This window comes from Stenotrophomonas sp. FW305-3-2-15-E-LB1, assembly GCF_058787375.1.
The window spans coordinates 1-22,346 of sequence record NZ_JBYSZR010000037.1; the positions used below are offsets into that span (position 1 = coordinate 1).

Genomic DNA, 22,346 nt, shown 5'->3' on the forward strand with positions numbered 1-22,346 from the left:
ATCCTTTATCGACGTTCGTGTGCGGGATGGGGATCGCTCGGCTCGTCTGTCGGCGGCTATCCGCAGATCCATGCTTGACGGTCCCTCCACCCTGGCTCCTACATACCTCGTAGGAGCCGGGGGGAACATACAAGCCCATGCTCGGCTGAGGGTCGGAACATCCACGCATGGCGTGGATCACCTTGAACCGCGCTCGTGGCGCCGCCATTGCTGTTCCTGACCCCAGGGAAAGGAAGCAGCAGGGATGCATTCGATCTTCCGTTGGACCACCGCTCTGATGCTGGCGCTGGGCATGGCCGTGACCGCGCATGCCGATGACACTGCCTCGCAGATCCGCCAGCACACCGCCGACCACCGCATGCTGGTGCTGGGTGAATTCCACGGCACACGCGAGACGCCACTGCTGGTGCGGCAGCTGGTGGACGATTACAGCCGCGATGGCACGCCGGTATTCTTGGCGCTGGAACTGAAGCGTGCCGAAAACCCCACGCTGCGCGATTACCTGGCTTCCGATGGCGGGGCCGCGGCACGCCAGCGCCTGCACGGCCGCGCGTTCTGGACCGTGCCCGATGACCAGCACGATGGCCGTCGCAGCCGCGACATGCTGGCGTTGATTGAGAACCTGCGCGCGCTGAAAGCACAGGGCCGCGTGATTGACGTGGTCGGCTATGACGTCAACAGCAGTGATGGCAACAACCAGACACGCGATGACCGCATGGCGGCCGAGCTGCGGCGGTTGTACCGGCGCCTGCCGGATGGTGCACGCATGGTCGTGCTGACCGGCAATGCGCACGCCATGCTGCAGCGGCCGGCAGGTGCGCCGCCGGAAATGCAGACACAGCCGATGGCATCGCTGCTGCGCGATCTGGATGTCTACAGTGTGCGATTGGGCGCGTTGCGTGGCCAGGCGTGGGCATGCGCGGACACTTGCGTGGCGCGGTCACTTCCCGAACAGGTGGCGAGCGGCCCACGGGTCGATACCCATGCAGGACGCCAATACGACCTGTGGGTCTGGATGCCGGAACTGAGCGTCGGCACGCTCGTGGACCCGTAACGCCAGGCAACCCATCCACGCATGGCGTGGATCTACTGCGGGGTAACGCCATCCGCGGTCAGTAGATCCACGCCACGCGTGGATGGTGTCAGTCGATCCACGCCACGCGTGGATAGGGTTCCCTACAACAACCCGCGCGCCCAATCAGGGCGCGCGCTTCGCATACCGCTGCGCGATCACGCCGCAGACGATCAGCTGGATCTGGTGGTAGATCATCACCGGCAGCACGATGGCGCCCAGGCTGCCACCGGCGAACAGCACCTTGGCGATCGGCACGCCGGTGGCCAGGCTCTTCTTCGAGCCGCAGAACACGATGGCGATCTCGTCCTCGCGGTTGAAGTGCAGCCGGCGGGCCAGGAAGGTGATGAGCGGCATCGCGATGCCCAGCAGCACGGCGGCCACCACGGCCACGGCGAACAGGGACAGCAGCGGCGTCTTGCTCCACAGCCCCTCGGTCACGGCTTCACCAAAGGCCGAGTACACCACCAGCAGGATGGTGGCCTGGTCGGTATAGCGCAGCAGTGCACGCTGCTTTTCCACCCAGCCGGCAATCCACGGCCGCAGCAGGTGGCCGGCCACGAACGGCACCAGCAGCTGCAGCATGATGCCGCCGATGGCATGCAGCGGGTCGTGCACGCCGCCGGAGGTACCGGCCAGTGCGGTCAGCAGCAGGGGCGTGAGGAACACGCCGAGGATGCTCGACAGCGAGGCGCTGCACACCGCCGCCGGCACGTTGCCGCGCGCCATCGAGGTGAAGGCGATGGACGACTGCACGGTGGAGGGCAGAGTGCACAGGAACAGCACGCCCAGGTACAGCTCAGGCGTCAGCATCCAGCCCGACAGCGGCTTGAACAGCAGGCCCAGCAGCGGGAACAGGATGAAGGTGCACGCCAGGATGGTCAGGTGCAGCCGCCAGTGCAGCATGCCGCCGATGATCGACTCGCGCGGCAGGCGCGCGCCATGCAGGAAGAACAGCGCGGCGATGGCGACGGTGGTGACATCGTCCAGCACGATGGCGGCGGCGCCCTTCATTGGCAGCAGCGAGGCCAGGCCGACGGTGCACAGCAGGGCGAGAGTGAAATTGTCCGGTCGCAGGCGCGACCACCAGCGGGTCATGGTGGGCAGGCTCCTTGTTACAGGGGGTCAGGGATGGGAAACGGGTGCGGCCAGGCGTTGCCGGGTGGCCGCTTCCAGTGAGGTCAGGCCAGCGCGCTGGCCCAGCTGCAGGGCCTGCTCGGGGCTGGCGTGCTCGTAGCGGGCGTTGACCAGGCCGAGCACGGCGCCGGCACGGTTGCCCGACGCGCAGTGCAGCAGCACCGGGCCCTGGCTCTGCTGCAGTGCCTGGTGCACCGCGCGCACGTTGGCCGCATCCAGGGCCTCGGCGCCGGCCACCGGGATGCGCACGTAGCGCAGGCCCAGCGCTTCGGCCTGGGCGGTTCCGTCGAAACCACGGTCCTCGCCGGGTTGGCGCAGGTCGATGACGGTGCGCACGCCCTGCGCGGCCAGCGCCTGCAGCTGCGCGGCACTGGGCTGGCCGCCGGCATACAGGCCGGGGCGGACTTCATTGAGCGGCGTGTCCCCGGCCCAGGCGGGCAGGGTCGTGCAGAGTGACAGCAACAGCAGGCAGGTCAGGCGCAGCAGCATGCTCTCTCCGTGTGTGGGGCTGCCGCTACAGGCGCAGGGTGGCGCGGGCCTTCAGCAGTTCGCGCAGTTCGTACTTGTCAGTATCGTCCAGGCCCTGCTGGCGCTGCTTTGCCAACAGCTCGTCCAGGCGTTGCACCAGCAGTTGTTTCTCCAGCTGGGCCACCGCGTCATGCAGTTCCTGGGTCCACATCGCCTCGTCGCCGGGCATGGTCTGCGCGGCCAGCGTGTGCAGCGAGGCCTGTTCTTCGCGGCCGTCGAAATGCTCCAGCAGGGCGCCGGTGCTGATGTCCGGGCGCTGTTCGACCAGGCCCAGCAGTTCCAGCAGCAGCTCCACGCCGGGCAGGCGCAGGCCCTGGAAGTGGTGCTTGCCGCCCAGGCTCATCGCCAGCGACGGCTGCTGCAGCAGCACGGCGATCGCGCCGCGCACGAGGCTGCGCTTGGCGATGGGCTGGATCTGTCGCGTCGGCGCGCGCTGTGGCATCGGTGCGCGCGCGGCGGCGGCGTTGCCACCGCCCAGGCCGGTCAGCTGCGCCAGCTGCTGCTTCATCAGGTCGCCGAAGGCGCCATCAGGAATCTGCGCCAGCATCGGCTTGGCCCGCTCGGCCAGGCGCGCCTTGCCGTCCAGCGTGCCCAGGTTGATCTCGCGGGTCAGTTCGTCGAAGAAGAACTGCGACAGCGGCGTGGCCTGCTTCAGGCGCTCGTTGAAGACCTCGGCGCCTTCCTTGCGCACGATGGTGTCGGGGTCTTCGCCATCGGGCAGGAACAGGAAGAACGCCTGGCGGCCATCCTTCATGCGCGGCAGCACCGATTCCAGCGCCTTCCAGCCGGCACGGCGGCCGGCGGCGTCGCCGTCGAAGCAGAAGAACACGTCCGGTGCGTTGCGGAACAGCAGCTCGGCATGGTCCGGCGTGGTGGCCGTGCCCAGCGTTGCCACCGCCTGGGTGACCCCGAACTGGAACAGCGAGACCACGTCCATGTAGCCCTCGACCACGATCAACCGCTCGATCTTCTGGTTGGCCTGGCGCACCTGCCACAGGCCGTACAGCTCGCGGCCCTTGTGGAACAGCGCGGTTTCCGGCGAGTTGAGGTACTTGGGGCCGTCGTCCTTCTCGAACACGCGGCCGCCGAAGGCGATGACACGGCCACGGCGGTCGAAGATCGGGAACATCACCCGGTCGCGGAACTTGTCGTAGACATGGCCGCGGTCGTTCTTGGAAAACAGGCCGGCGCGGTCGAGCAGCTTCATCCGCCGCTCGTCCTTGCCCAGCGCATCGCGCAGACCGCTGTAACCGTCCGGCGCGTAGCCGATCTGGAAGCGCGCGCGGTTTTCCTCGTCCACCCCGCGGCCGTCCAGGTAGGTACGGGCCTTTTCGCTGCCTTCGAGGTTCTTCTGGAAGAACTTCGTGGCCGCATCCAGCGCGGAGTACAGCTCGCGGCTGTCGTCCTGCTGCTGGGCGTTGCGCGGGTTCTCGCTGCGCGGCACTTCCATGCCGGCGCGCTTGGCCAGTTCATCCACCGCATCGAGGAATTCGAGGCGGTCGTAGTTCATCAGGAAACTGATGGCGGTGCCGTGCGCGCCGCAGCCGAAGCAGTGATAGAACTGCTTGGTGGGCGAGACGGTGAACGAGGCCGAGCGCTCGTCATGGAACGGGCAGCGCGCCGCGTATTCCTTGCCCTGGCGCTTCAACGGCACGCGGCTGCCCACCACCTCGACGATGTCGGAGCGGGCCAGCAGGTCGTCGATGAATGCGTCGGGGATACGGGCCATGGGCAACAGGGCAGGGGCGCGGCCAGGGGCCACGCGAGGCGGACGATCAATCCGCGTAGTTTACTCCCTGCCGGGCAGTGGGCCGGCGTTGGCCGGATCGATGCCGGCAGCGGCCAGGTGGGTACGTGCGCGCAGGCGCTCGTCGATCACCGCGGTCATCAGTGCGCCGACGAAGAACACCACGGTGGCGTAGTAGATCCAGACCAGCGAGATGACCAGCGCGCCCATCGAGCCGTATGCGCTGCCGGGGGCGACGGTAGCGATGTAGACGCCGATGCCATAGCGGCCCAGCGCGAACAGCGCCGAGGTGATGACGCCGCCGATGAAGGCCTGGCGCCAGGCCACGCGTCGGTCCGGCAGGTAGTGGTACATGAAAGCGAAGCCGACCGCATACAGCAGCAGGCTGGTGAGATAGCCGATGGCCGGCAGGATCGACGGCAACTGGGCGAAGGCCACCTGCAGCATGGTGGTGGCGGTCATCGACAGGATCAGCAGGAAGCCCAGTGCCAGCACCACGCCGAAGGAGAACACGCGCTTGCGCAGCCAGGCCTTGATGCCTTCGAGCCGCTCGCCGCTGGTGCGGAAGATCAGGTTCAGTGCGTTCTGCAGCTGGGCGAAGACGGCGGTGGCGCCGATGAACAGCAGCAGGGTGCTCCACAGCCCGGCCAGCGAGCCGACGTCGGGCTGGTTATCGGCGTTCTTCAATACGGTTTCGGCCACGGTGGCCGCACTGCTGCCGGCGGCGGCGCTGATCTGTTCGACCAGGGCCTGCTGCGCGGGGGGATACAGCGAGGCGGTCAGCCACAGCAGCAGCACCAGCAGGGGTGCCATCGAGAGCAGGGCGTAGAAGGAGACCGAGGCGGCCTGGGTGAGCACGTCGATCTCGACGAAGCGCTTGCCGACGGCCATGGGAAAGCTGTCCTGCAGGCGCTGGACGTATTTGCGTAGATTCACGGGGACAGGGGACGCGGGTTCAACCATGCGGCTGTTGTAACAGCCGGGGGTCGAAGGCGTGGTGAAGCAGACAGACACAGGTAGCGCCGGGCCATGCCCGGCGACCTTGGGAAACGCCGGGCATGGCCCGGCGCTACCGGATGAAACGCTGGATTACGACAGCTGCTGCTTGACCAGCTTGGACACCAGGCCCATGTCGGCCTGGCCGGCCAGCTTGGGCTTCAGTGCGCCCATCAGCTTGCCCATGTCGGCCGCGCCGGTGGCACCGGTCTCGGCAATGGCGGCCTGGATGGCGGCCACGATCTCGGCCTCGCCCATCTTGGCCGGCAGGTAGGCTTCGATCACCACGATCTCGGCGCGCTCGATCTCGGCCAGGTCTTCACGGCTGGCAGCCACGAACTGGGTGACCGAGTCCTTGCGCTGCTTGACCATCTTGTCCAGCACGGCGATGACGGCGGTGTCATCCAGCTCGACACGCTCGTCCACTTCCTTCTGCTTGATGGCGGCGTTGATCAGGCGGATCACGCCCAGCTTGTGCTTCTCGCCCGCCTTCATGGCGGCCTTCATGTCGTCGGTGAGCTGCTGCTTCATGCTCATGAGGAACCTCGTGGTGGTGGTGGGGCAGGGGGCGGATGCCCGAACCCGGAAACGCAAAAAGCCGGCGACGCTTGCGCGTGCCGGCTTCGGCTCCACTGCGACAGGCAAGCCCGTCGCAATGAAGATGCGTCCGATCAGTACAGGCGCTGACGCTTGGTGACGTCGCGCGACGAGCGGCGCAGCTGACGCTTCACAGCAGCGGCGGCCTTGCGCTTGCGCTCCTGGGTCGGCTTTTCGTAGAACTCGCGCTTGCGGGTTTCGGCCAGCACACCGGCCTTTTCGCAAGTGCGCTTGAAGCGGCGAAGAGCAAACTCGAAGGGCTCGTTCTCGCGGACTTTGACGCTGGGCATGGAATCTCCGGGACACAGTAGAACCGGGTCACGCCCGGCGAGCCGCACATTATAGCGGCGAATCAACAAACTGCAAGCGTCCAACCCTGAATGCGGGCCGGGGTTCGAAAGCAGTGAGATCTGCACGTCCCCCGAGGGGGCGGCAGGGGCGTCATAATAGCAGGCATGCGAGTCCTTGGCATCGAATCTTCCTGTGATGAGACCGGCGTGGCGGTGTATGACACCGACCTGGCCGGCAGCGCGGCCCTGCGCGCCCATGCGGTCTATAGCCAGATCGCGCTGCACGCCGAGTACGGCGGTGTGGTGCCCGAGCTGGCCAGCCGCGACCACGTCCGCAAGCTGCTGCCGCTGGTGCGCCAGACCCTGGCCGAGGCGGGCCTGGGCGTGGGCGACATCGACGGCGTGGCTTATACGGCTGGCCCCGGCCTGGTCGGCGCCCTGCTGGTCGGCGCGGGCGTGGCCCGTTCGCTGGCCTGGGCGCTGGAGGTACCGGCAGTGGGCGTACACCATATGGAAGGCCACCTGCTGGCGCCGCTGATGGAAGACGATCCGCCGGAAGCCCCGTTCGTGGCCCTGCTGGTATCGGGCGGCCACACCCAGCTGGTGGCGGTGGATGCCATCGGCCAGTACCGCCTGCTGGGCGAAACCCTGGACGATGCGGCCGGCGAGGCCTTCGACAAGACCGCCAAGCTGATGGGCCTGCCTTACCCGGGCGGCCCGCAGCTGGCCAGGCTGGCCGAGCAGGGCACGCCGGGCGCCTACCGCTTCGCGCGGCCGATGACCGACCGCCCTGGGCTGGATTTCAGCTTCTCCGGCCTGAAGACCCAGGTCCTGATGGCCTGGCGCGACAGCGACCAGAGCGAACAGACCCGCGCCGACATCGCCCGTGGCTTTGAGGATGCGGTGGTGGAGACCCTGTCCATCAAGTGCGAGCGCGCGCTGGAAGCGGCGGGCACCAACGTGATCGTGGTGGCGGGCGGCGTCGGCGCGAACAAGCGCCTGCGCGCACGCCTGCAGCAGATGGCCGAACGCCTGGGCGGCCGAGCCTGCTTCCCGCGCCCGGCGCTGTGCACCGACAACGGCGCCATGATCGCCTTCGCTGGCGCGTTGCGCCTGCAGGCCGGCCAGTACAACCCGCCGAAGGTGGAAGTCACCCCGCGCTGGGACATGGCGACCCTGCCGGCGGTCTGAACCGGTAGCGCCGGGCCGCGCCCGGCGGACGCATCACGGGCGCCCCGCCAACGGCGATGCCGCCAGCACCGTCGTCGCCCGTTCATGGCGCTGCAGCCACCCCAGGGTATGCGGGCAGCGCGCATGGATCAGCCGCCCGATCGCGGCCAGATCGGCACCGATGTCGCGCTCGAGGATGGGTTCGTGGTGGGCGATGCGGTTGCGCAGGTGGCGGATGCGGTCGAGGTCGGCATGGATGGACCGACGCAGGACGGACAGCGGCGCCGAGGGTGCGTGTGGCAGCGCCAGGCTCATGGTCCCGGCCCAGATCGAATGCTCGAACCGTCGAGCGAACAACTGTTGCCAGAAGCCGAATCGCAGTTTGGCGATGACCTCCGGTACGTCCGTCGGAGCTCCGGCGCTGCCGCGGACATCGCATAGCGAGGCAAGCGCGCCTTCGGCAGGAAGGCTGCGCAGCAGCGCTGGATGCCAGGGCCAGCATCGACCATAACGATGCACCAGAGCCGTAGCGGCTGCATTGCGGATCACGACCTCGCAGATGTGCAACGGTGGCAGGAGAGCAGCACACATCTGCATGTTCCAGGCATAGAGCGTGGCCGGATCGGCTACGCAACGAGCAGCGATGCGCTCGTAGGTCGACCATCTTTGTCGTGATAGCGCTGCCTGCAGGATCCTGCTTTCCTTCATCAACTCACTCCCAGGGAACGTGGTTTCAGCTTGACCTTGGGATCGAGGCAGGAACATCAGAAAACGGCATCATGAATGTCAGTCTTTTTTCGTGGATCGGCTCGGTTTTCCACCCGGTCGTCTGCCGTGACGCATTTGCCAATTGACGGGTCTGGGAGGCGCTCCTAACCTTGCGGCGTGTGCTCCGGGACTCGCGGCTGGATTCCAGCTTCCCCTGGGGACGTTGAGAGGTACCAAAGGGCCCCGCTAGCAGGGCCCTTTGTCTTTTGAGGCTCGGGCGTAGTCGTAATCGCCTCTTGATCAGCTGGCCTGACCTGCTTCAGTTCCAAATACTGCGCCACCGGGACTCGCGGCTGTTCAACAGCTCCCCCCGGGGACAAACGGTAGTACCAGAGGGCCCTGCTAGCGGGGCCCTTTGTTTTTTCCGTCATCAGCAATTGCCGCAATCGCCTCTCGCAGCGAGCAGGAGCGATGGGATATCTTCGCCAGCGTGTGCTTCGGGACTCGCGGCTGGTTACCAGCTCCCCCCGAGGACGTTGAGAGGTACCAAAGGGCCCCGCTAGCAGGGCCCTTTGTCTTTCTCGCCCCTGCCACATCCCAGCCACGCCGCCGCCCGTTCCGGGCAGGCTCACCGCCGTGCCGTTACCATGGCCGCCTGTTTTCCGGCTGGTAACCGCAATGGACAAGGTTTTCATCGAAGGGCTGACGATCGACGCCCTGATCGGCATCTACGACTGGGAACGGCGGATCCGGCAGGACCTGGTGTTCGACCTGGAAATGGGCTTCGACAACCGCCGTCCGGCCGCGTCCGATGACATCGCCCACACCCTGAACTACAAGGCGGTGAGCAAGCGCCTGGAGCAGTTCGTGCGCGAATCGGAATTCGGCCTGGTCGAGACCCTGGCCGAGCGCTGCGCGCAGATCGTGCTGGACGAGTTCGACGTGAAGTGGCTGCGCCTGAAGCTGAGTAAGCCCGGTGCGGTGCGCGGCGCGCGCGCGGTGGGCGTGATCATTGAGCGCTCGCGCGACTGACCGGTCGTGCCGGCCGCTGGCCGGCAACCTCAACCTCAAAAAAACAAACAAGGAGACAACCGATGGTGGATGCGGTGGTGGCGGTACAGTGGCTGGAACAGCTGCAGATGACACTGGAACCCTATCCCGGCGCCTACCTGGCGTTGATGATCACGGCGCTGCTGGTCGCCGCCGGCCTGGCCAACTGGGTGACCAAGCGCATCCTGGTGCGCGGCCTGCGGCGCTTGCTGCAGCGCCTGCCCGGCGCGGAATCCGGGCGCGGCAGCCACCTGATGCGGGTGATCGCGCGGCTCTCCAACGTCGTGCCCAGCCAGGTGATCGCCTCGGGCATCGTCCTCATCCCCGACCTGCCGCCCGGCCTGGTCAACGTCATCATCAAGCTGTGCATCGTGTGGGCGGTGCTGACCGTGTCGCTGGCGTTCTCGCACGCGCTGGATGCGGCCAACAGCCTGTACGAGCGCAAGCCCGATGCGCGCAACAAGCCGATCAAGGGCTACCTGCAGGTGGTCAAGATCGTGGTGTTCGTGGCCGCCGGCCTGTCCATCGTCGCCACCCTGCTGGGGGTGAAGATCGGCCCGCTGGTAACCGGCCTGGGCGCCGCCACCGCGGTGCTGATGCTGATCTTCCAGGACACCATCCTGTCGCTGGTGGCCAGCGTGCAGATCAGTGGCGATGGCCGCGTGCGCCTGGGCGACTGGATCGAGATGCCCAGCCAGAACGCCGACGGTGATGTCATCGACATCGCCCTGCACACCATCACCGTGCAGAACTTCGACAAGACCATCACCACCATCCCGACCAAGAAGCTGGTGACCGAGTCGTTCAAGAACTGGCGCGGCATGCAGGAGGCCGGCGGCCGCCGGATCAAGCGCGCGCTGTACCTGGACCAGCACAGCGTCGGCTTCCTGGGCACGGACGAGCTGCAGCGCCTGGGCCAGTTCGCGCTGCTGGGCGATTACCTGCGCGACAAGGCGCAGGAGCTGGAGCAGTGGAACGGGCGCCTGCGCGAGCAGGGCGTGGCCGAGGTGAACAGCCGCCGGGTGACCAACCTGGGCACCTTCCGCGCCTACGTGGAGCGCTATCTGCGCAGCCACCCCGGCGTCCATACCGACATGACCCTGCTGGTGCGGCAGATGCAGCCCACCACCGAGGGCCTGCCGCTGGAGGTCTACTGCTTCACCCGCAGCACCACCTGGGCGGTCTATGAAGGGGTGCAGTCGGACATTTTCGACCACCTGCTGGCGATCCTTCCGGCCTTTGGCCTGCGGGTGTTCCAAGCCTCCAGCGACGCCATGTTGATGGCGGGGCAGCGCTCACTGGCCGGGTCGGAGTAAGCTCCACCCTCGCGTCCGCCCCCGTATGGGCCGCCCAGACTGTGGGCGGGCGCACGAAACTGAATGACGAAACCTCTCGCCAAATGGCCCGGGAACGCTAGAATGCCGGGCTTGTAAACGTTTTCATAAGGACAGCTGGTGGCCTCCGATCGCATCGAATCCCTCATTGCCCAGATGACCGTCGAGGAAAAGGTCGGCCAGCTGGGTGTCTTCGCGGACATGGTCCGCCCGTTTGCCCCGGACGTGAACCCGGAAGCCAACGTGCGCAACGCCGACCAGGTGCTGCAGCAGGTGCGCGAAGGCAAGGTCGGCTCGCTGTTCAACGGCGTGGGCGCCGAGCTGGGCCGCCGCATCCAGCAGGTCGCCACCGAGGAAAGCCGCCTGGGCATCCCGGTCATCCTGGCCGCCGACGTCATCCACGGCATGCGTACCGTGTTCCCGATCCCGCTGGGCGAAGCGGCCAGCTTCGAGCCGGACCTGGCCGAGCGCACCGCCCGTGCCACCGCCGTCGAGGCGACCGCCGCCGGCCTGCACTGGACCTACGCACCGGCGGTGGACATCGCCCGCGACCAGCGCTGGGGCCGTGGCGCCGAAGGTGCCGGTGAGGACGTGGTGCTGGGCTGCGCCTTTGCCGCTGCCCGCGTGCGCGGTTTCCAGGGCGGCGACCTGCGCGCGGCCGATTCGCTGCTGGCCACGCCCAAGCACTTCGCCGCCTACGGCGCAGTGATGGCCGGCATGGAATACAACATGGTGGACATCTCGCCGCAGACCCTGCGCGACGTGCACCTGCCGCCGTTCAAGGCCGCGTTCGACGCTGGCGCGATCACCGTGATGTCCTCGTTCAACGACATCAACGGCGTGCCGGCCAGCGCCAACGCCGAACTGCTGACCGACATCCTGCGCGGTGAGTGGAAGTTCCCGGGCGTGGTGATTTCCGATTACACCGCCGACATGGAGCTGGTCGCGCACGGCTATGCCGCCGACGACCGCGACGCCACCGCCAAGGCCTTCACCGCCGGCCTGGACCTGAGCATGCAGAGCGGCTTCTACGCCGAACACCTGCCGGGCCTGGTCGAGAGCGGCGACGTGCCGATGGCCGTGCTGGATGAAGGCGTGCGCCGCATCCTGTGGCTGAAGGAAACCATCGGCCTGTTCGATGATCCGTACCGTTCGCTGGACCCGGCGCGCGAAGCGGATACCTCGCACATCGCCGCCCATGACGAGCTGTCGCGCGATGCCGCGCGCCGCTCGATCGTGCTGCTGAACAACCGCGACAACGTGCTGCCGCTGCAGAAGACCGGGCAGAAGATCGCCCTGATCGGCCCGTTCGTGCAGGACCGCGAGAACATCGAAGGCTGCTGGACCCTGTTCGGCGACAAGCAGCGCTACGTGGACCTGGAAACCGGCGTGCGCGCCGCCATCGGCGATGAAGCGCTGCTGGAAGTCGTGCCGGGCAGCGAGCTGGAAGCGGCGATTCCGGGTGGCACCGAAGCGGCCGTGGCCGCTGCACTGCGCGCCGACGTGGTGGTGCTGGCACTGGGCGAACCGCAGCGTTACAGCGGTGAAGCGCAGTCGCGCGTGGAGATCACCCTGCCGCCGGCACAGCAGGCGCTGGCCGAGGCCGTGGCGATGACCGGCAAGCCGCTGGTGGTGCTGCTGCGCAACGGTCGCGCGCTGGCCCTGCAGGGCGCGGTGCGCAATGCCCACGCCGTGGCAGTCACCTGGTACCTGGGCACGCAGACCGGCCATGCCGTGGCCGATGTGCTGTTCGGCGATTACAGCCCGTCCGGCCGCCTGCCGGTCAGCTTCCCGCAGGTGTCCGGCCAGCAGCCGTACTTCTACAACCACCCGCGTACCGGCCGCCCGGAACTGCCGACCATGTCGGAGTTCAAGGCGCGCTGGCGTGAGATTCCGAACGAGCCGCTGTACCCGTTCGGCCACGGCATCGGCTATGCGACCTTCGCCTACGGCGTGCCGCAGCTGAGCGCGGCCCAGCTGGGCTGGGACGACACCCTGACTGTGACCACCACGCTGACCAACACCAGCGCCGTGGCCGGTGAGGAAGTGGTGCAGCTGTACATCCACGATCGCGTGGCCAGCCGCGTGCGGCCGGTGCGCGAGCTGAAGGACTTCCGCAAGGTTGCCCTGCAGCCGGGCGAGTCGACCGATGTGAGCTTCACTCTGACCCGCGAGCAGCTGGCATTCACCGGCCGCGACGGCGTGCTGCGTGCCGAGCCGGGCCAGTTCGACGTGTGGGTGTGCGCCTCGTCGGCCGCTGGCGAAGCGGTGCAGTTCGAGCTGCTGAAGGCCTGACCGCACCGGCCGGAACCACCGGTGGAGCATCCACGCATGGCGTGGATCTACTGGCAGTGAGGCGCCGGGCCATGCCCGGCGTCCTCACCCATGGCAAACACGCCGGGCATGGCCCGGCGCTACCATCGGGGCATTCATTCGATGGAGCCCGCGCATGCGCAAGATCGCCTTCCTGATTCCGGCCCTGCTGCTGGCCGCCTGTTCGCAGCCGGCACCGCCGGCCGAGCCCGCGGCGGATGCACCGCCGCCGATGACCGGCTCCACGCCGGCCGAAGCCGCGGCGAGCACCACGCCTGACCCGGCTGCAGCGCCGCAGGCGGCTGCCGAACACGCCAGCGAGACCCCTGCACCCGCCGCCGCCGATGAAGGCGATGCGCGCGCGCGCATCGACAGCGTGCTGGGCGATGCCGCGCAGTACGAGAAGGTGTTCAACGCATTCAAGACCGCCGTGGTCGGCGGTGACCGTGCCGCCGTGGTGGAGGAAGTGCGCTTCCCGCTGAACATCGCCGGTGGCAGGAAGATCACCGGCCCGGGCGAGTTCCAGCGCAACTACGAAAAGATCATCACCCCGGCGGTGGTCAAGGCGATGTCCGGGCAGGAGTTCAGCAAGGTCTTCGTCAACCAGCAGGGCGTGATGATCGGCGATGGCCAGGTCTGGCTGACCGGGGAGTGCCTGGACAAGGCCTGCGCCCGCACCGAGGTGAAGGTCGGCACCATCCAGTAAACGCGAACGGCCCCGCATGATGCGGGGCCGTTTCATCAACGCAATGCCGGCCAGCGGCCGGCACTACCGGCGTCAGGCCTTCGGGGTGAGCTTCAGCAGGCGTGCCTTGCTGCCGTCTTCCAGCAGCCACAGCGCGCCATCGGGGCCCTGTTCCACTTCGCGGATGCGCTCGCCCATGTTGAAGCGCTCGGCTTCGCGCGCGTTCTCGCCATCGAAGGTCACCCGCACCAGCGAGGTGGACGACAGGCCGCCGATGAAGGCGCTGCCCTTCCACTGCGGGAACAGGGTGCCGCTGTAGAACATCAGGCCGGCCGGCGAGATCACCGGGTTCCAGGTGACCTTCGGTGCGGCGAATTCCGGACGGGTGTCGTGGTCGGGAATCGGGCGGCCATCGTAGTGGTCGCCGTTGGAGACGATCGGGTAGCCATAGTTGGCGCCGCGCTGGATCAGGTTCAGTTCGTCGCCGCCGGCCGGGCCCATTTCCTGCGCCCACAGCTTGCCGTTGGCGTCGAAGGCGATACCCAGCACGTTGCGGTGGCCCAGCGACCAGACCTGGGCGGCGACGCCGCCCTGCGAGGCGAACGGATTGTCCGCCGGCACGCTGCCATCGTCATTGAGGCGGATGATCTTGCCGAGGTTGCCGCTCATGTCCTGGGCCGGATCGAACTTCTGCCGCTCGCTGGAGCTGATCCACAGCTTGCCGTCCGGGCCGAAGGCGAGGCGGTGGCCGTAATGGCCCTGGCCGCTCACCTTGGGCGTCTGCCGCCAGATCACCTTCAGATCCTTCAGCGCACCGCCGCCATCGGCGTTCAGCGCCAGGGTGGCACGCGCCACGGCGGCGCCGCGGGTATCGAGCGTGCCTTCTTCGGCGTAGCTGACATACACCACGTTGTTGCGGGCGAAATCGGGGTGCAGGATGACATCGCCGAAGCCGCCCTGGCCGCCGTAGGCGACCTTCGGCACGCCGGTGATCTCATGCTTCTGGCCGCTGGCCAGGTCCAGGTGCTGCAGCTTGCCGCGCTTTTCGGTGACCAGCAGGCTGCCATCGGGCAGGAAGGTCATCGCCCACGGCTGGTCGAAGCGGCTGACCTCGGTGGCGGTGAACGGGCGCTGGTCGGCACTGGCTGCGGCGGGCGCGGCCTGCGCGGCGGTTGTCGTGTCTGGACCGGCGGCACTGCAGGCGGTGGTGGCGAGGATGGGCAGCAGGCCCATGGCGAGCAACAGGGGCGCACGGTGTGAAAGAGGGGTCATGGGTATCTCCAGGGTGGGGATGCGGATGGCCAAGCCCCGTTGTACACCACTGCGGTTGCACGGGGCGTGGTCCAAAGGTCCTGCTGCCCCCTGTGCGGCGCGCGGCTGATCGACTACGGTGGGCCATCCGGGCAAAGCGTGCCCGTTGCCCGCCAAGGAACCGCAATGCATCCGACCGTCGTCTCCAAGCCTTCGCCCGCGTTCATCGCCGCCTCCTGGGTGGCCCTGCTGCTGGGCGCGGTGGCCTACCTGATCGGCCTGTTCAATGCCGAGATGGCCCTGAACGAGAAGGGCTACTACCTGACCCTGCTGCTGTTCGGCCTGTTCGCGGCGGTGTCGCTGCAGAAGAGCGTGCGCGACCGGGTGGAAGACATTCCGGTCAGTGGCCTCTACTACGCGCTGTGCTGGTTCGCCCTGCTGGCCTCGCTGCTGTTGCTGCTGGTCGGCCTGTGGAACGCGACGCTGGCGCTGAGCGAGAAGGGCTTCTATGGGATGGCGTTCGCGCTGTCGCTGTTTGGTGCGGTGGCGGTGCAGAAGAACACCCGCGACCTGATTGCCGCCAATGGCGGTGAACCGGCGCGCAAGCCGGCCATGCCGCCGCTGCCGGAACAGGACTGACCGCTGGTCTGTAGAGCCGAGCCCATGCTCGGCTCCTGCTGGAATTGTAGAGCCGAGCCCACGCTCGGCTCAGGCCGCAAAGGTAGACGCAGCCGAGCATGGGCTCGGCTCTACAACGGCGCGGTGGTTCAGCCCAGGCGCCCCAGGCGCGGGTCCACCGTGTTCGCCTCATCCCAGCCACGGCGCACTGCCGCGCGGGCCTGTTCCCACTCCAGGCGGCTGCGGCCACGATCGCTGGCCCAGCGCGATTCCAGCTCACGCTCCACTTCTTCGTAGGCGCGGATCACCTGGTCGGCGCGGGTCTCGTGGAAGCGCGCCGCATGGCCGACCTGGTAGGCGGGCTCGTAGTCATCGAACAGCAGGCTGGCGTCGTAATAGGGCTCGGCGCTGTAGCGGTCGCGCCAGTAGTCGGAAATGGTTTCGCGCGGGGTGCTGTCATCCGGCACGCGGCCGGGAATCTGGTAATCGGGGCTCATCGGTCGGGCTCCGTGGTGGACGAAGCCTGATGGTGCCCGTGCGGCGGTTAACCGCCCGGGCCGGTTGCGTGAAGATCAGGTCGCGTCGGCCTTGCGCGGCAGCAGGTAGATCACCGCACCGATGGCGAAGGCGACCAGCGCAGCGGCGATGTTCTGCCAGCTGGCACTGGCAAACAGCGCCACGCACAGCAGCAGTGCCAGCACCGGAATGAGCGGACCGCCGGGCAGCTTCAACGCGCCGGGCCGGTCGGCATAGCGCTTGGCCAGCACCAGCACCGCCGCCGCCGTACCGATGTAGGCAAACAGGCGCGTGGTCATCGACAGCAGGGCCAGCTGCACGAACGAGCCGGTCAGGGCCAGGCCCAGCGCGATCAGCCCCTGGCAGAAGATCGCTGCGGCCGGCGTGCGGAAGCGCGGATGCACCTGCGCCAGCACCTTCGGGCCGTAGCCATCGCGGGCGAGGGCGAACAGGAAGCGCGGGCCCATCATCATCGTGTTGCTGTTGGTGCCGAGGATGGAGATGGTCGCGCCGACGGTGAGGATCAGCGCCAGCGCCTCGCCACCGAAACCGGCGGCGGCATCGGCCAGGGGCGTGGCCGAACTGGCCAGGCCGGCCAGCGTGCCCTGCGCCACCAGCTGCACCGCGCCGTAGATGACCGTGACGGTGACGATCATGGTGATCAGCGCGAACGGGATGTCGCGGCGCGGGTTGCGGTATTCACCGGCGGCGGCCGGGATGTTCTCGAAACCGGCGTAGGCGTACAGCAGCAGCAGCGCGGCTTCGCCCATGCGCTGCAGGTCGTGCGGGTCCGGGCGCTGGCCGGAGAACGCCAGCTTCGGGTCGATGTAGAACGCGCCGATGGCCACGAACAGCAGCAGCGGCAGCATCTTGCCGATGACCAGCACGATGCCGGTACGCGCCGCCGAGCGCACGCCGATGATGTTGACCCCGGTGAGGAAGCCCAGCGAGACCACGATCACCGCGATGCGGCCCATGCCGGCACCGGCCCACGGCCAGAACCGCGCGACCGCATCGGCCAGTGCATTGCTGAGCGCCGCGGCCGAACTGATGCGGGTCAGCCAGATCATCCAGCCGATCTCGAAACCGGCGAAGCGGCCGAACGCTTCGCGCGCGTACAGGTAGCTGCCGCCCGGTTCATCGAAGTAGCTGGCGGCCTGCGCGTAGCACAGCACCAGCAGGGCCACGACGATGCCGGCGGCGACCACGCCCCACAGGCTGAAGGGGCCGAGCAGGGCGACGGTGGCGGCGGGCAGCAGGTAGATGCCGCTGCCGACCACATCGTTGATGGACAGGCCGACGATCTGCCAGCGGCTGACCGCACGTTGCAGCTGCGGTTCGTCCTGCGCGCTCACTGGTTGGCTCCGGCGAGCGCGGGCAGCTGCCACTGCGCCTGCAGGCGCGTGTACTCGGCGCGCGGCAGCAGCACGAAGCGCGGCGTATCCTGCGGCCGCAGCCAGTCCAGCAGCGCCTGCATGCGTGCCTGCGGCATGGCCGTGCAGCCGGCAGTGGCCTCACCGGGCTGGCGCCACAGGTGGGCGAAGATGCAGCTGCCCTTGCCGGGCTGGTTCTGCGGGTTGTGCGCGATCACGAAGCCTTCCTGGTAGCGCACGTCGCCCTTGTCGTGCAGGTCCAGCCGCATCGGTTCGGTGGACCCCTGCACGGCCGCGCGGCCGACCTTGGCCGCATCGACGATGCGGTTGTAGAACGGCGAGGCCGGCACGTCCATGCAGTAGCTGCTGTCGAGCATCGGCTGATAGGGCATTGCGGTATGCGGGCGTGTGCCGGCATAGCCGAACGCGCTGCCCAGGGCGAACACCCCGGCCGGGCTGCGGCCATCGCCTTCCTGCTTCTGCGGGCCATCGCCCTGCGCCGGGTGCAGGCCCAGGCCCCACGCGCTGCCGCTGCGGCCCAGCGCCACCGGGAAGGCCGTGCCCTGTGCGCGCCAGCCCTTGCCGTCGCGCACGAACGTTTGCAGCTGGCCCTGGGTGCTGTCCCAGCCCTCGCTGGTGACCACGATCAACTGCCGCGCGCCATCCAGCGGCGCAGCGTGGAGGGACAGCGACGCGGCCAGCAGCAGCGCAGCGGTGACAAGGCGGGACAGCGGCTTCATCAGCAGGCGCTCCGGTCAGGAATCGAGCAGGTGGTCAATGCGTTCCAGGTTCACCGCCAGTTGCCGCTGGCGATCTGGATTGGCGTGGCAGAGCAGCACGAACAGGAAGTCGAGCAGGGCATGCATGGCGCTACGGTACAGCAGCTGCGCCACCTGCGGCGTGCGGTCGTAGGCACACACCACCAGCGATGCATCGGCGTGCGCGCGCAGCGGGTTGGCGGTGTGGCGGGTGATCGACACGACCTTGCCGCCCATGTTCTGGAACTGCCGCGACAGCTGCGAGAGCTGCGGCAGGTTGCCGTACTCGGAGAACACCAGCAGGGCATCGCGGGGGCGCGCGGCCGACAGGTTGGCCAGCAGCAGGACCGGATCGGTGTGCGGTACCACCAGCAGGCCGAGCAGCGACAGCCGCATGGCGAACTCGCGCGCGAACAGCCCGTCGTCGCCCAGCCCGTACACGAACAGCTTCGGCGCGCCGTCCAGCAGCTGCACGATGCGCTCGATCTCCTCGCGCGGGTTGGCCTGGCGGGTTTCTTCCTCGGCCTGGGCCTTGCTGCGGCGCAGGGCATCGCTCAGGCGCAGGTAGTGATCGCCGTTGTCCGGCTCGCTGGGGGCCTGCTGCGGGTCGGCGCCGGCGCGGGCCACGTCCTGGCCGATGGAATACTTCAGGTCCGGGTAGCCCTTGAAGCCCAGCTTCTGGCTGAACTTGACCACGCTGGACTGGCTGATGCCCAGCGCGCTGGCCAGCTGCTGCGAAGAGTAGTCGCGCAGCAGGTGGGCGTTGTCGAGGATGAAATCGGCGATGCGGCGTTCGATGGCCGACATCTGCCCGCGCTCGGTTCGGATTTTCAGCAGGGGCGGCATGCGGGGCGTCCGGGGGTCTGCAATTGCGTTGCGGTTGGCAGCGTAGAGCGGATTATGCGGTGGGTCGCGCGGGTACCAGCCGCGAAGGGGTTACGGGGTAGGGCAGAAGCAGGTGCATCCACGCACGGCGTGGATCTACCGGGTGCAGCTGTTGCATTGGACGTTGAGTCCGCCTTGTAGCGCAGGGTACCGGCGTGCGCAGCACGTCGGCTCGCGGATGGCGGAGCGTTTCTTCTGGTTACTTTTCTTTTCGCGAAAAGAAAAGTAACGCGCGACCCAACGTCAGTGGCACGCAACGTCAGCCGAAAGGCAGAAATCAACCCAGCATCTCCAGCCCACGCACTTCGGTGATGCCCAGCCCGGGTACGTCGCTGATGCTGATCTCCGACTCGTTGAAATGTACACCGCCGCTGACCGGGTCGAACTGGCCCAGCGACGGGCCATCGAGGTCGACCTTGGTGATCACATCGCTCTTGGCCACGGCCAGGTGTACCGCGGCCGCCACGCTGATGCTCGATTCGATCATGCAGCCGATCATGCATGGCACGCCGTAGATGCCGGCGATGTCGGCAATGCGGATCGCGTTGGACAGCCCGCCGGTCTTCATCAGCTTGATGTTGATGATGTCGGCCGCGCGCTGCTGGATCAGGTCCATCACCTGGCTCGGGCTGAACACGCTTTCGTCGGCCATCACCGGCGTGTTGACCCGATCAGTCACGTACTTCAGGCCGCTGATGTCGGCGGCCTTTACCGGCTGCTCCAGCAGTTCCAGCACCACGCCGGCTTCCTCCAGCGTGCGCATGGCATGCACGGCCTGCTTGGCGGTCCAGCCCTGGTTGGCGTCCAGGCGCAGCAGCGCACGGCCCTGCACGGCGGCATGGATGGCCTTGACCCGCTCGATGTCCAGGCCGATGTCCTTGCCCACCTTGATCTTCAGCGACTCGAAGCCACGCTCGATGGCCGACAGCGAATCGGCCACCATCTTGTCGATGTAGTCCACGCTGATGGTGATGTCGGTGGTGATGACCGGGTCGCCACCGCCCAGCATCTGGTACAGCGGCGCGCCATGCAGCTGCGCCCACAGGTCGTACAGGGCGATCTCCACCGCCGCCTTGGCGCTGGTGTTGCGCTCCATGGCGGTCTGCACCAGCGTGCACAGGTGGTTGAGGTTCACCACGTCCTGGCCGACCAGGCGCGGGGCGATGAAGTGGCGGATCGCCTCGATGATCGAGCCGTGCGTATCGCCGGTGATGACCGCGGTGGCCGGTGCTTCGCCGTAGCCGGTGTTGCCGGTGTCGGTGCGGATCAGCACCACCACGTCTTCCACGGTTTCCACCGTGCGCAGGGCGGTCTTGAACGGTGTCTTCAGCGGCACGCGCAGCATGCCCAGTTCGATGGCGGTGATCTTCATTCGGCAGTCTTCGCCCGCAGGCGCTGGATGTTGGTGATGCGGTCGATGTAGCGGACAGTATCGCTGGCCATCATCGGCTCCAGCGGAGTGACCGAGACACCATTGAGGTGGGCCTGCACGCGCGTGCCGTCGGCACCGGACCAGCTGCCGCCCGCCGTATCGTGGATGACCCAGGTGCGGCCGTCGACGTGGCCGATGGCCATCATCACGTGGCCGGGGATGTAGACCAGGTCGCCCACCTGCAGCGCGCTCACGGCGCGGTCGCGCGCGGCCTTGCCGGCCTTTTCGGTGAACGGCAGGCGGTCCAGCGCCGGGCTGACGGCCTGGGCACTGGTATTGCGCGGCAGCAGCACGCCGAAGCTGCGGTAGATCTCGGACACGAACCCGCTGCAGTCGCGGGTGTCGTAGTCGTGGCCCCAGCCGTAGCGTTCGCCGAGGAACTTGAAGGCCTGCTGCAGCAGCAGGCGCGGGGTCAGCGCCAGGTAATCACCGGCGGTGTCCTGCGAACGTGGCAGCAGCGCCGGCACCAGCTTCAGCTGGCCATCGGCCTCGCGCACCGGCAGCTGCACCACCCAGGCAGCATGTGCCTGCTGGCCGTTGACCGGGGTGGCGGCGGGCCAGTCGGCCAGCACCGGCAGGCGCACGCCCATGTCCAGCTGCAGGCGCGACACGCGCGGCTCCTCCGGGGTGAACGCGGTATGCGCCACTGCGCCGGTCACGATGCGGTAGGGGCCCTGCGCGCCGTAGCCGAGCACGCTGGCTTTCTCGCCGGTGGCTACCGACTCGGCTTCGATCCACGCGCTGTAGCGTTCGCTGTGCACGAACAACCAGCGGCCATCGGCGCTGCGGTGGACCACGGCCACCTTGTCACCGGGGAACAGTGCCGATTCCTGGAAGCGGTCGATATCGGTATCACCCGCAGTACTGAAGACGCGCTGGCGGGTCGGGAAGGTGCGCAATGCGGCGCGCTTCACCACCAGCCCGTACTGCGGCGCTACCCGTGCGGCGATGGCCGCCATGCCAAGGTTGGCCTCGATCGACGCGCGCAGCGCTGCCGCGATGGGCTGGCCCTGGTCGTCATACAGGGCCCGTGTCGGCCAGGCCGACAGCGCGCTGATGCTGGCGCGCACCTGCGCGGCGGTCAGCTGCGCGGGCAGGGCGGCGATGTCCTGGATGTGCGCGTCCTGCGTGCGCATGCGCGCGTTCTGCGCGTTGATCTGCGTGCGGTCGAGGATCGGGGTATCGGCGTTGTCCAGCCGCGCGGCCCAGTACTGCGGGGTCAGGTAGGCCTCGTGCAGGCCGATCACATACGGCAGCGGCGCGCCGGGATCAGGTGCGCGGGGTGCCTGCGCAAAGGCCGGTGCGGCCAGCAGGCACAGGGCCAGGGTGAAGCGGCGCGGCCAGTGCCGGGGTGCAGCGATCGATCGATTCATGCGCAACGCTCCCTATCGAATCCATTGGAACATGTGGCGGGCGTCCCGCGCCGGCCTCTACGGCGTGGCCGGTGCCTGCCGGGCGATCTGCGCATCCAGTTCAGCGCGGTCGGCCCAGACCGTGCCGCAGTGGCCGCAGCCCCAGATCGGCGGGCGCAGGGTTTCAACATGGCTGACCAGGCCATCGCAGCCGGGTTCCGGGCAGGGGATGGGCGGTGTCGCGTCGGCGGTACTGGCCGGCGGGCGCTCACCGGTCTGCGGATCGAAATCGCCATCGCTGCCGCAGCGGGTGCATTCGATCATCACCAGGCGCATGCCTTTGGCGCGGGACTGCTGCAGCAGCGCAAGGCCTGCGGCATCCGGTACGAACGTCGCGCTGCACTGGGGGCAACGCAGGTGAGTCTGTTCCATCCCGCATGGGCTCCGGTTGTTGGCGGACTGCTTTGGAATATTTATTCCTTTCATTCGCGAAAGCAAGAATAAATAATTGACCCTCTCTCCGGCCCGTGCTAC

At 67.7% G+C, this 22,346-nt stretch carries 22 protein-coding genes; 7 read left to right on the forward strand and 15 right to left on the reverse strand.

Annotated elements, in window-relative coordinates; translation table 11 throughout:
* The first annotated feature begins 244 nt into the window (after window positions 1-244).
* Window positions 245-1,054, forward strand: a complete 810-nt coding sequence (locus AC3WL7_RS19395) for a calcium-binding protein (protein ID WP_492752559.1) — start codon at window positions 245-247, stop codon at window positions 1,052-1,054.
* A 144-nt stretch (window positions 1,055-1,198) separates the two neighbouring features.
* Here the strand turns inward: AC3WL7_RS19395 and AC3WL7_RS19400 are convergent, their stop codons facing one another.
* From AC3WL7_RS19400 to rpsU, 6 genes are all read right to left on the reverse strand, one after another.
* The gene (locus AC3WL7_RS19400; protein WP_492752560.1) at window positions 1,199-2,170 is read right to left on the reverse strand and encodes a bile acid:sodium symporter family protein; all 972 of its coding nucleotides are present in this window, start codon (window positions 2,168-2,170) and stop codon (window positions 1,199-1,201) included.
* A gap of 27 nt (window positions 2,171-2,197) precedes the next feature.
* Entirely contained in the window at window positions 2,198-2,698 is a 501-nt protein-coding gene (locus AC3WL7_RS19405) for a protein tyrosine phosphatase family protein (protein WP_492752562.1), read from the reverse strand.
* A 25-nt stretch (window positions 2,699-2,723) separates the two neighbouring features.
* Window positions 2,724-4,466 carry a DNA primase gene (dnaG, locus tag AC3WL7_RS19410; protein ID WP_492752564.1) on the reverse strand — a complete coding sequence of 581 codons (1,743 nt, stop codon included), beginning with the start codon at window positions 4,464-4,466 and terminating at the stop codon, window positions 2,724-2,726.
* Window positions 4,467-4,526: 60 nt separating this feature from the next.
* A complete protein-coding gene (locus AC3WL7_RS19415; RefSeq protein ID WP_108745780.1) occupies window positions 4,527-5,447 on the reverse strand; it encodes a YihY/virulence factor BrkB family protein in 921 nt (306 codons plus the stop codon).
* Window positions 5,448-5,573: 126 nt separating this feature from the next.
* Window positions 5,574-6,017 (reverse strand): GatB/YqeY domain-containing protein, encoded by a 444-nt coding sequence (locus AC3WL7_RS19420; RefSeq protein ID WP_079225055.1) that lies wholly within the window; start codon window positions 6,015-6,017, stop codon window positions 5,574-5,576.
* Window positions 6,018-6,151: 134 nt separating this feature from the next.
* Window positions 6,152-6,367, reverse strand: coding sequence for a 30S ribosomal protein S21 (gene rpsU, locus AC3WL7_RS19425; RefSeq protein ID WP_002808376.1), 216 nt, complete (start codon window positions 6,365-6,367; stop codon window positions 6,152-6,154).
* A 165-nt stretch (window positions 6,368-6,532) separates the two neighbouring features.
* On the opposite strand from rpsU, the gene tsaD reads away from it, so the two are divergent.
* Window positions 6,533-7,558 carry a tRNA (adenosine(37)-N6)-threonylcarbamoyltransferase complex transferase subunit TsaD gene (tsaD, locus tag AC3WL7_RS19430; RefSeq protein ID WP_492752566.1) on the forward strand — a complete coding sequence of 342 codons (1,026 nt, stop codon included), beginning with the start codon at window positions 6,533-6,535 and terminating at the stop codon, window positions 7,556-7,558.
* Window positions 7,559-7,591: 33 nt separating this feature from the next.
* Here the strand turns inward: tsaD and AC3WL7_RS19435 are convergent, their stop codons facing one another.
* Window positions 7,592-8,245, reverse strand: coding sequence for a hypothetical protein (locus AC3WL7_RS19435; RefSeq protein ID WP_492752567.1), 654 nt, complete (start codon window positions 8,243-8,245; stop codon window positions 7,592-7,594).
* Between the two features lie 678 nt (window positions 8,246-8,923).
* Between AC3WL7_RS19435 and folB the strand changes: the two genes are divergently transcribed.
* From folB to AC3WL7_RS19455, 4 genes are all read left to right on the forward strand, one after another.
* Entirely contained in the window at window positions 8,924-9,277 is a 354-nt protein-coding gene (gene folB / locus AC3WL7_RS19440) for a dihydroneopterin aldolase (protein WP_025878255.1), read from the forward strand.
* A 62-nt stretch (window positions 9,278-9,339) separates the two neighbouring features.
* Entirely contained in the window at window positions 9,340-10,611 is a 1,272-nt protein-coding gene (locus AC3WL7_RS19445) for a mechanosensitive ion channel family protein (protein ID WP_492752568.1), read from the forward strand.
* Between the two features lie 138 nt (window positions 10,612-10,749).
* Window positions 10,750-12,924: a glycoside hydrolase family 3 N-terminal domain-containing protein gene (locus AC3WL7_RS19450; RefSeq protein WP_492752569.1), complete on the forward strand. Its 2,175-nt coding sequence runs from the start codon at window positions 10,750-10,752 to the stop codon at window positions 12,922-12,924.
* Between the two features lie 154 nt (window positions 12,925-13,078).
* The gene (locus AC3WL7_RS19455; protein ID WP_108745782.1) at window positions 13,079-13,648 is read left to right on the forward strand and encodes a hypothetical protein; all 570 of its coding nucleotides are present in this window, start codon (window positions 13,079-13,081) and stop codon (window positions 13,646-13,648) included.
* A 72-nt stretch (window positions 13,649-13,720) separates the two neighbouring features.
* On the opposite strand, the gene AC3WL7_RS19460 is transcribed toward AC3WL7_RS19455, so the two are convergent.
* Window positions 13,721-14,899, reverse strand: a complete 1,179-nt coding sequence (locus AC3WL7_RS19460) for a PQQ-dependent sugar dehydrogenase (RefSeq protein WP_492752571.1) — start codon at window positions 14,897-14,899, stop codon at window positions 13,721-13,723.
* A 165-nt stretch (window positions 14,900-15,064) separates the two neighbouring features.
* Here AC3WL7_RS19460 and yiaA point away from each other — a divergent pair, with 165 nt between their 5' ends.
* Window positions 15,065-15,517, forward strand: coding sequence for an inner membrane protein YiaA (gene yiaA, locus AC3WL7_RS19465; protein WP_492752572.1), 453 nt, complete (start codon window positions 15,065-15,067; stop codon window positions 15,515-15,517).
* Between the two features lie 128 nt (window positions 15,518-15,645).
* On the opposite strand, the gene AC3WL7_RS19470 is transcribed toward yiaA, so the two are convergent.
* From AC3WL7_RS19470 to AC3WL7_RS19500, 7 genes are all read right to left on the reverse strand, one after another.
* Entirely contained in the window at window positions 15,646-15,993 is a 348-nt protein-coding gene (locus AC3WL7_RS19470) for a hypothetical protein (RefSeq protein WP_079220385.1), read from the reverse strand.
* Between the two features lie 75 nt (window positions 15,994-16,068).
* Entirely contained in the window at window positions 16,069-17,367 is a 1,299-nt protein-coding gene (locus AC3WL7_RS19475; RefSeq protein WP_079220386.1) for an APC family permease, read from the reverse strand.
* Window positions 17,364-18,125, reverse strand: coding sequence for a L,D-transpeptidase family protein (locus AC3WL7_RS19480; protein ID WP_492752574.1), 762 nt, complete (start codon window positions 18,123-18,125; stop codon window positions 17,364-17,366). Before AC3WL7_RS19480 ends, AC3WL7_RS19475 begins: the two co-directional genes overlap by 4 nt.
* A 15-nt stretch (window positions 18,126-18,140) precedes the next feature.
* A complete protein-coding gene (locus AC3WL7_RS19485) occupies window positions 18,141-18,989 on the reverse strand; it encodes a MurR/RpiR family transcriptional regulator (protein WP_492752577.1) in 849 nt (282 codons plus the stop codon).
* Between the two features lie 316 nt (window positions 18,990-19,305).
* Window positions 19,306-20,400 (reverse strand): dipeptide epimerase, encoded by a 1,095-nt coding sequence (locus AC3WL7_RS19490; protein WP_108758616.1) that lies wholly within the window; start codon window positions 20,398-20,400, stop codon window positions 19,306-19,308.
* Window positions 20,397-21,833, reverse strand: a complete 1,437-nt coding sequence (locus tag AC3WL7_RS19495; RefSeq protein ID WP_492752579.1) for a C40 family peptidase — start codon at window positions 21,831-21,833, stop codon at window positions 20,397-20,399. Before AC3WL7_RS19495 ends, AC3WL7_RS19490 begins: the two co-directional genes overlap by 4 nt.
* Before the next feature lie 57 nt (window positions 21,834-21,890).
* Complete coding sequence (locus AC3WL7_RS19500; protein ID WP_492752580.1) at window positions 21,891-22,244, reverse strand: hypothetical protein; 354 nt, start codon at window positions 22,242-22,244, stop codon at window positions 21,891-21,893.
* Between the last annotated feature and the right edge of the window lie 102 nt (window positions 22,245-22,346).

Excerpts from the sequence above, each read along its gene's own strand:
- AC3WL7_RS19395 (WP_492752559.1), top strand. The coding sequence starts at position 245 with ATGCATTCGATCTTCCGTTGGACCACCGCTCTGATGCTGGCGCTGGGC.
- AC3WL7_RS19400 (WP_492752560.1), bottom strand. The coding sequence starts at position 2,170 with ATGACCCGCTGGTGGTCGCGCCTGCGACCGGACAATTTCACTCTCGCC.
- AC3WL7_RS19405 (WP_492752562.1), bottom strand. The coding sequence starts at position 2,698 with ATGCTGCTGCGCCTGACCTGCCTGCTGTTGCTGTCACTCTGCACGACC.
- dnaG (WP_492752564.1), bottom strand. The coding sequence starts at position 4,466 with ATGGCCCGTATCCCCGACGCATTCATCGACGACCTGCTGGCCCGCTCC.
- AC3WL7_RS19415 (WP_108745780.1), bottom strand. The coding sequence starts at position 5,447 with ATGGTTGAACCCGCGTCCCCTGTCCCCGTGAATCTACGCAAATACGTC.
- AC3WL7_RS19420 (WP_079225055.1), bottom strand. The coding sequence starts at position 6,017 with ATGAGCATGAAGCAGCAGCTCACCGACGACATGAAGGCCGCCATGAAG.
- rpsU (WP_002808376.1), bottom strand. The coding sequence starts at position 6,367 with ATGCCCAGCGTCAAAGTCCGCGAGAACGAGCCCTTCGAGTTTGCTCTT.
- tsaD (WP_492752566.1), top strand. The coding sequence starts at position 6,533 with ATGCGAGTCCTTGGCATCGAATCTTCCTGTGATGAGACCGGCGTGGCG.
- AC3WL7_RS19435 (WP_492752567.1), bottom strand. The coding sequence starts at position 8,245 with ATGAAGGAAAGCAGGATCCTGCAGGCAGCGCTATCACGACAAAGATGG.
- folB (WP_025878255.1), top strand. The coding sequence starts at position 8,924 with ATGGACAAGGTTTTCATCGAAGGGCTGACGATCGACGCCCTGATCGGC.
- AC3WL7_RS19445 (WP_492752568.1), top strand. The coding sequence starts at position 9,340 with ATGGTGGATGCGGTGGTGGCGGTACAGTGGCTGGAACAGCTGCAGATG.
- AC3WL7_RS19455 (WP_108745782.1), top strand. The coding sequence starts at position 13,079 with ATGCGCAAGATCGCCTTCCTGATTCCGGCCCTGCTGCTGGCCGCCTGT.
- AC3WL7_RS19460 (WP_492752571.1), bottom strand. The coding sequence starts at position 14,899 with ATGACCCCTCTTTCACACCGTGCGCCCCTGTTGCTCGCCATGGGCCTG.
- yiaA (WP_492752572.1), top strand. The coding sequence starts at position 15,065 with ATGCATCCGACCGTCGTCTCCAAGCCTTCGCCCGCGTTCATCGCCGCC.
- AC3WL7_RS19470 (WP_079220385.1), bottom strand. The coding sequence starts at position 15,993 with ATGAGCCCCGATTACCAGATTCCCGGCCGCGTGCCGGATGACAGCACC.
- AC3WL7_RS19480 (WP_492752574.1), bottom strand. The coding sequence starts at position 18,125 with ATGAAGCCGCTGTCCCGCCTTGTCACCGCTGCGCTGCTGCTGGCCGCG.
- AC3WL7_RS19485 (WP_492752577.1), bottom strand. The coding sequence starts at position 18,989 with ATGCCGCCCCTGCTGAAAATCCGAACCGAGCGCGGGCAGATGTCGGCC.
- AC3WL7_RS19490 (WP_108758616.1), bottom strand. The coding sequence starts at position 20,400 with ATGAAGATCACCGCCATCGAACTGGGCATGCTGCGCGTGCCGCTGAAG.
- AC3WL7_RS19495 (WP_492752579.1), bottom strand. The coding sequence starts at position 21,833 with ATGAATCGATCGATCGCTGCACCCCGGCACTGGCCGCGCCGCTTCACC.
- AC3WL7_RS19500 (WP_492752580.1), bottom strand. The coding sequence starts at position 22,244 with ATGGAACAGACTCACCTGCGTTGCCCCCAGTGCAGCGCGACGTTCGTA.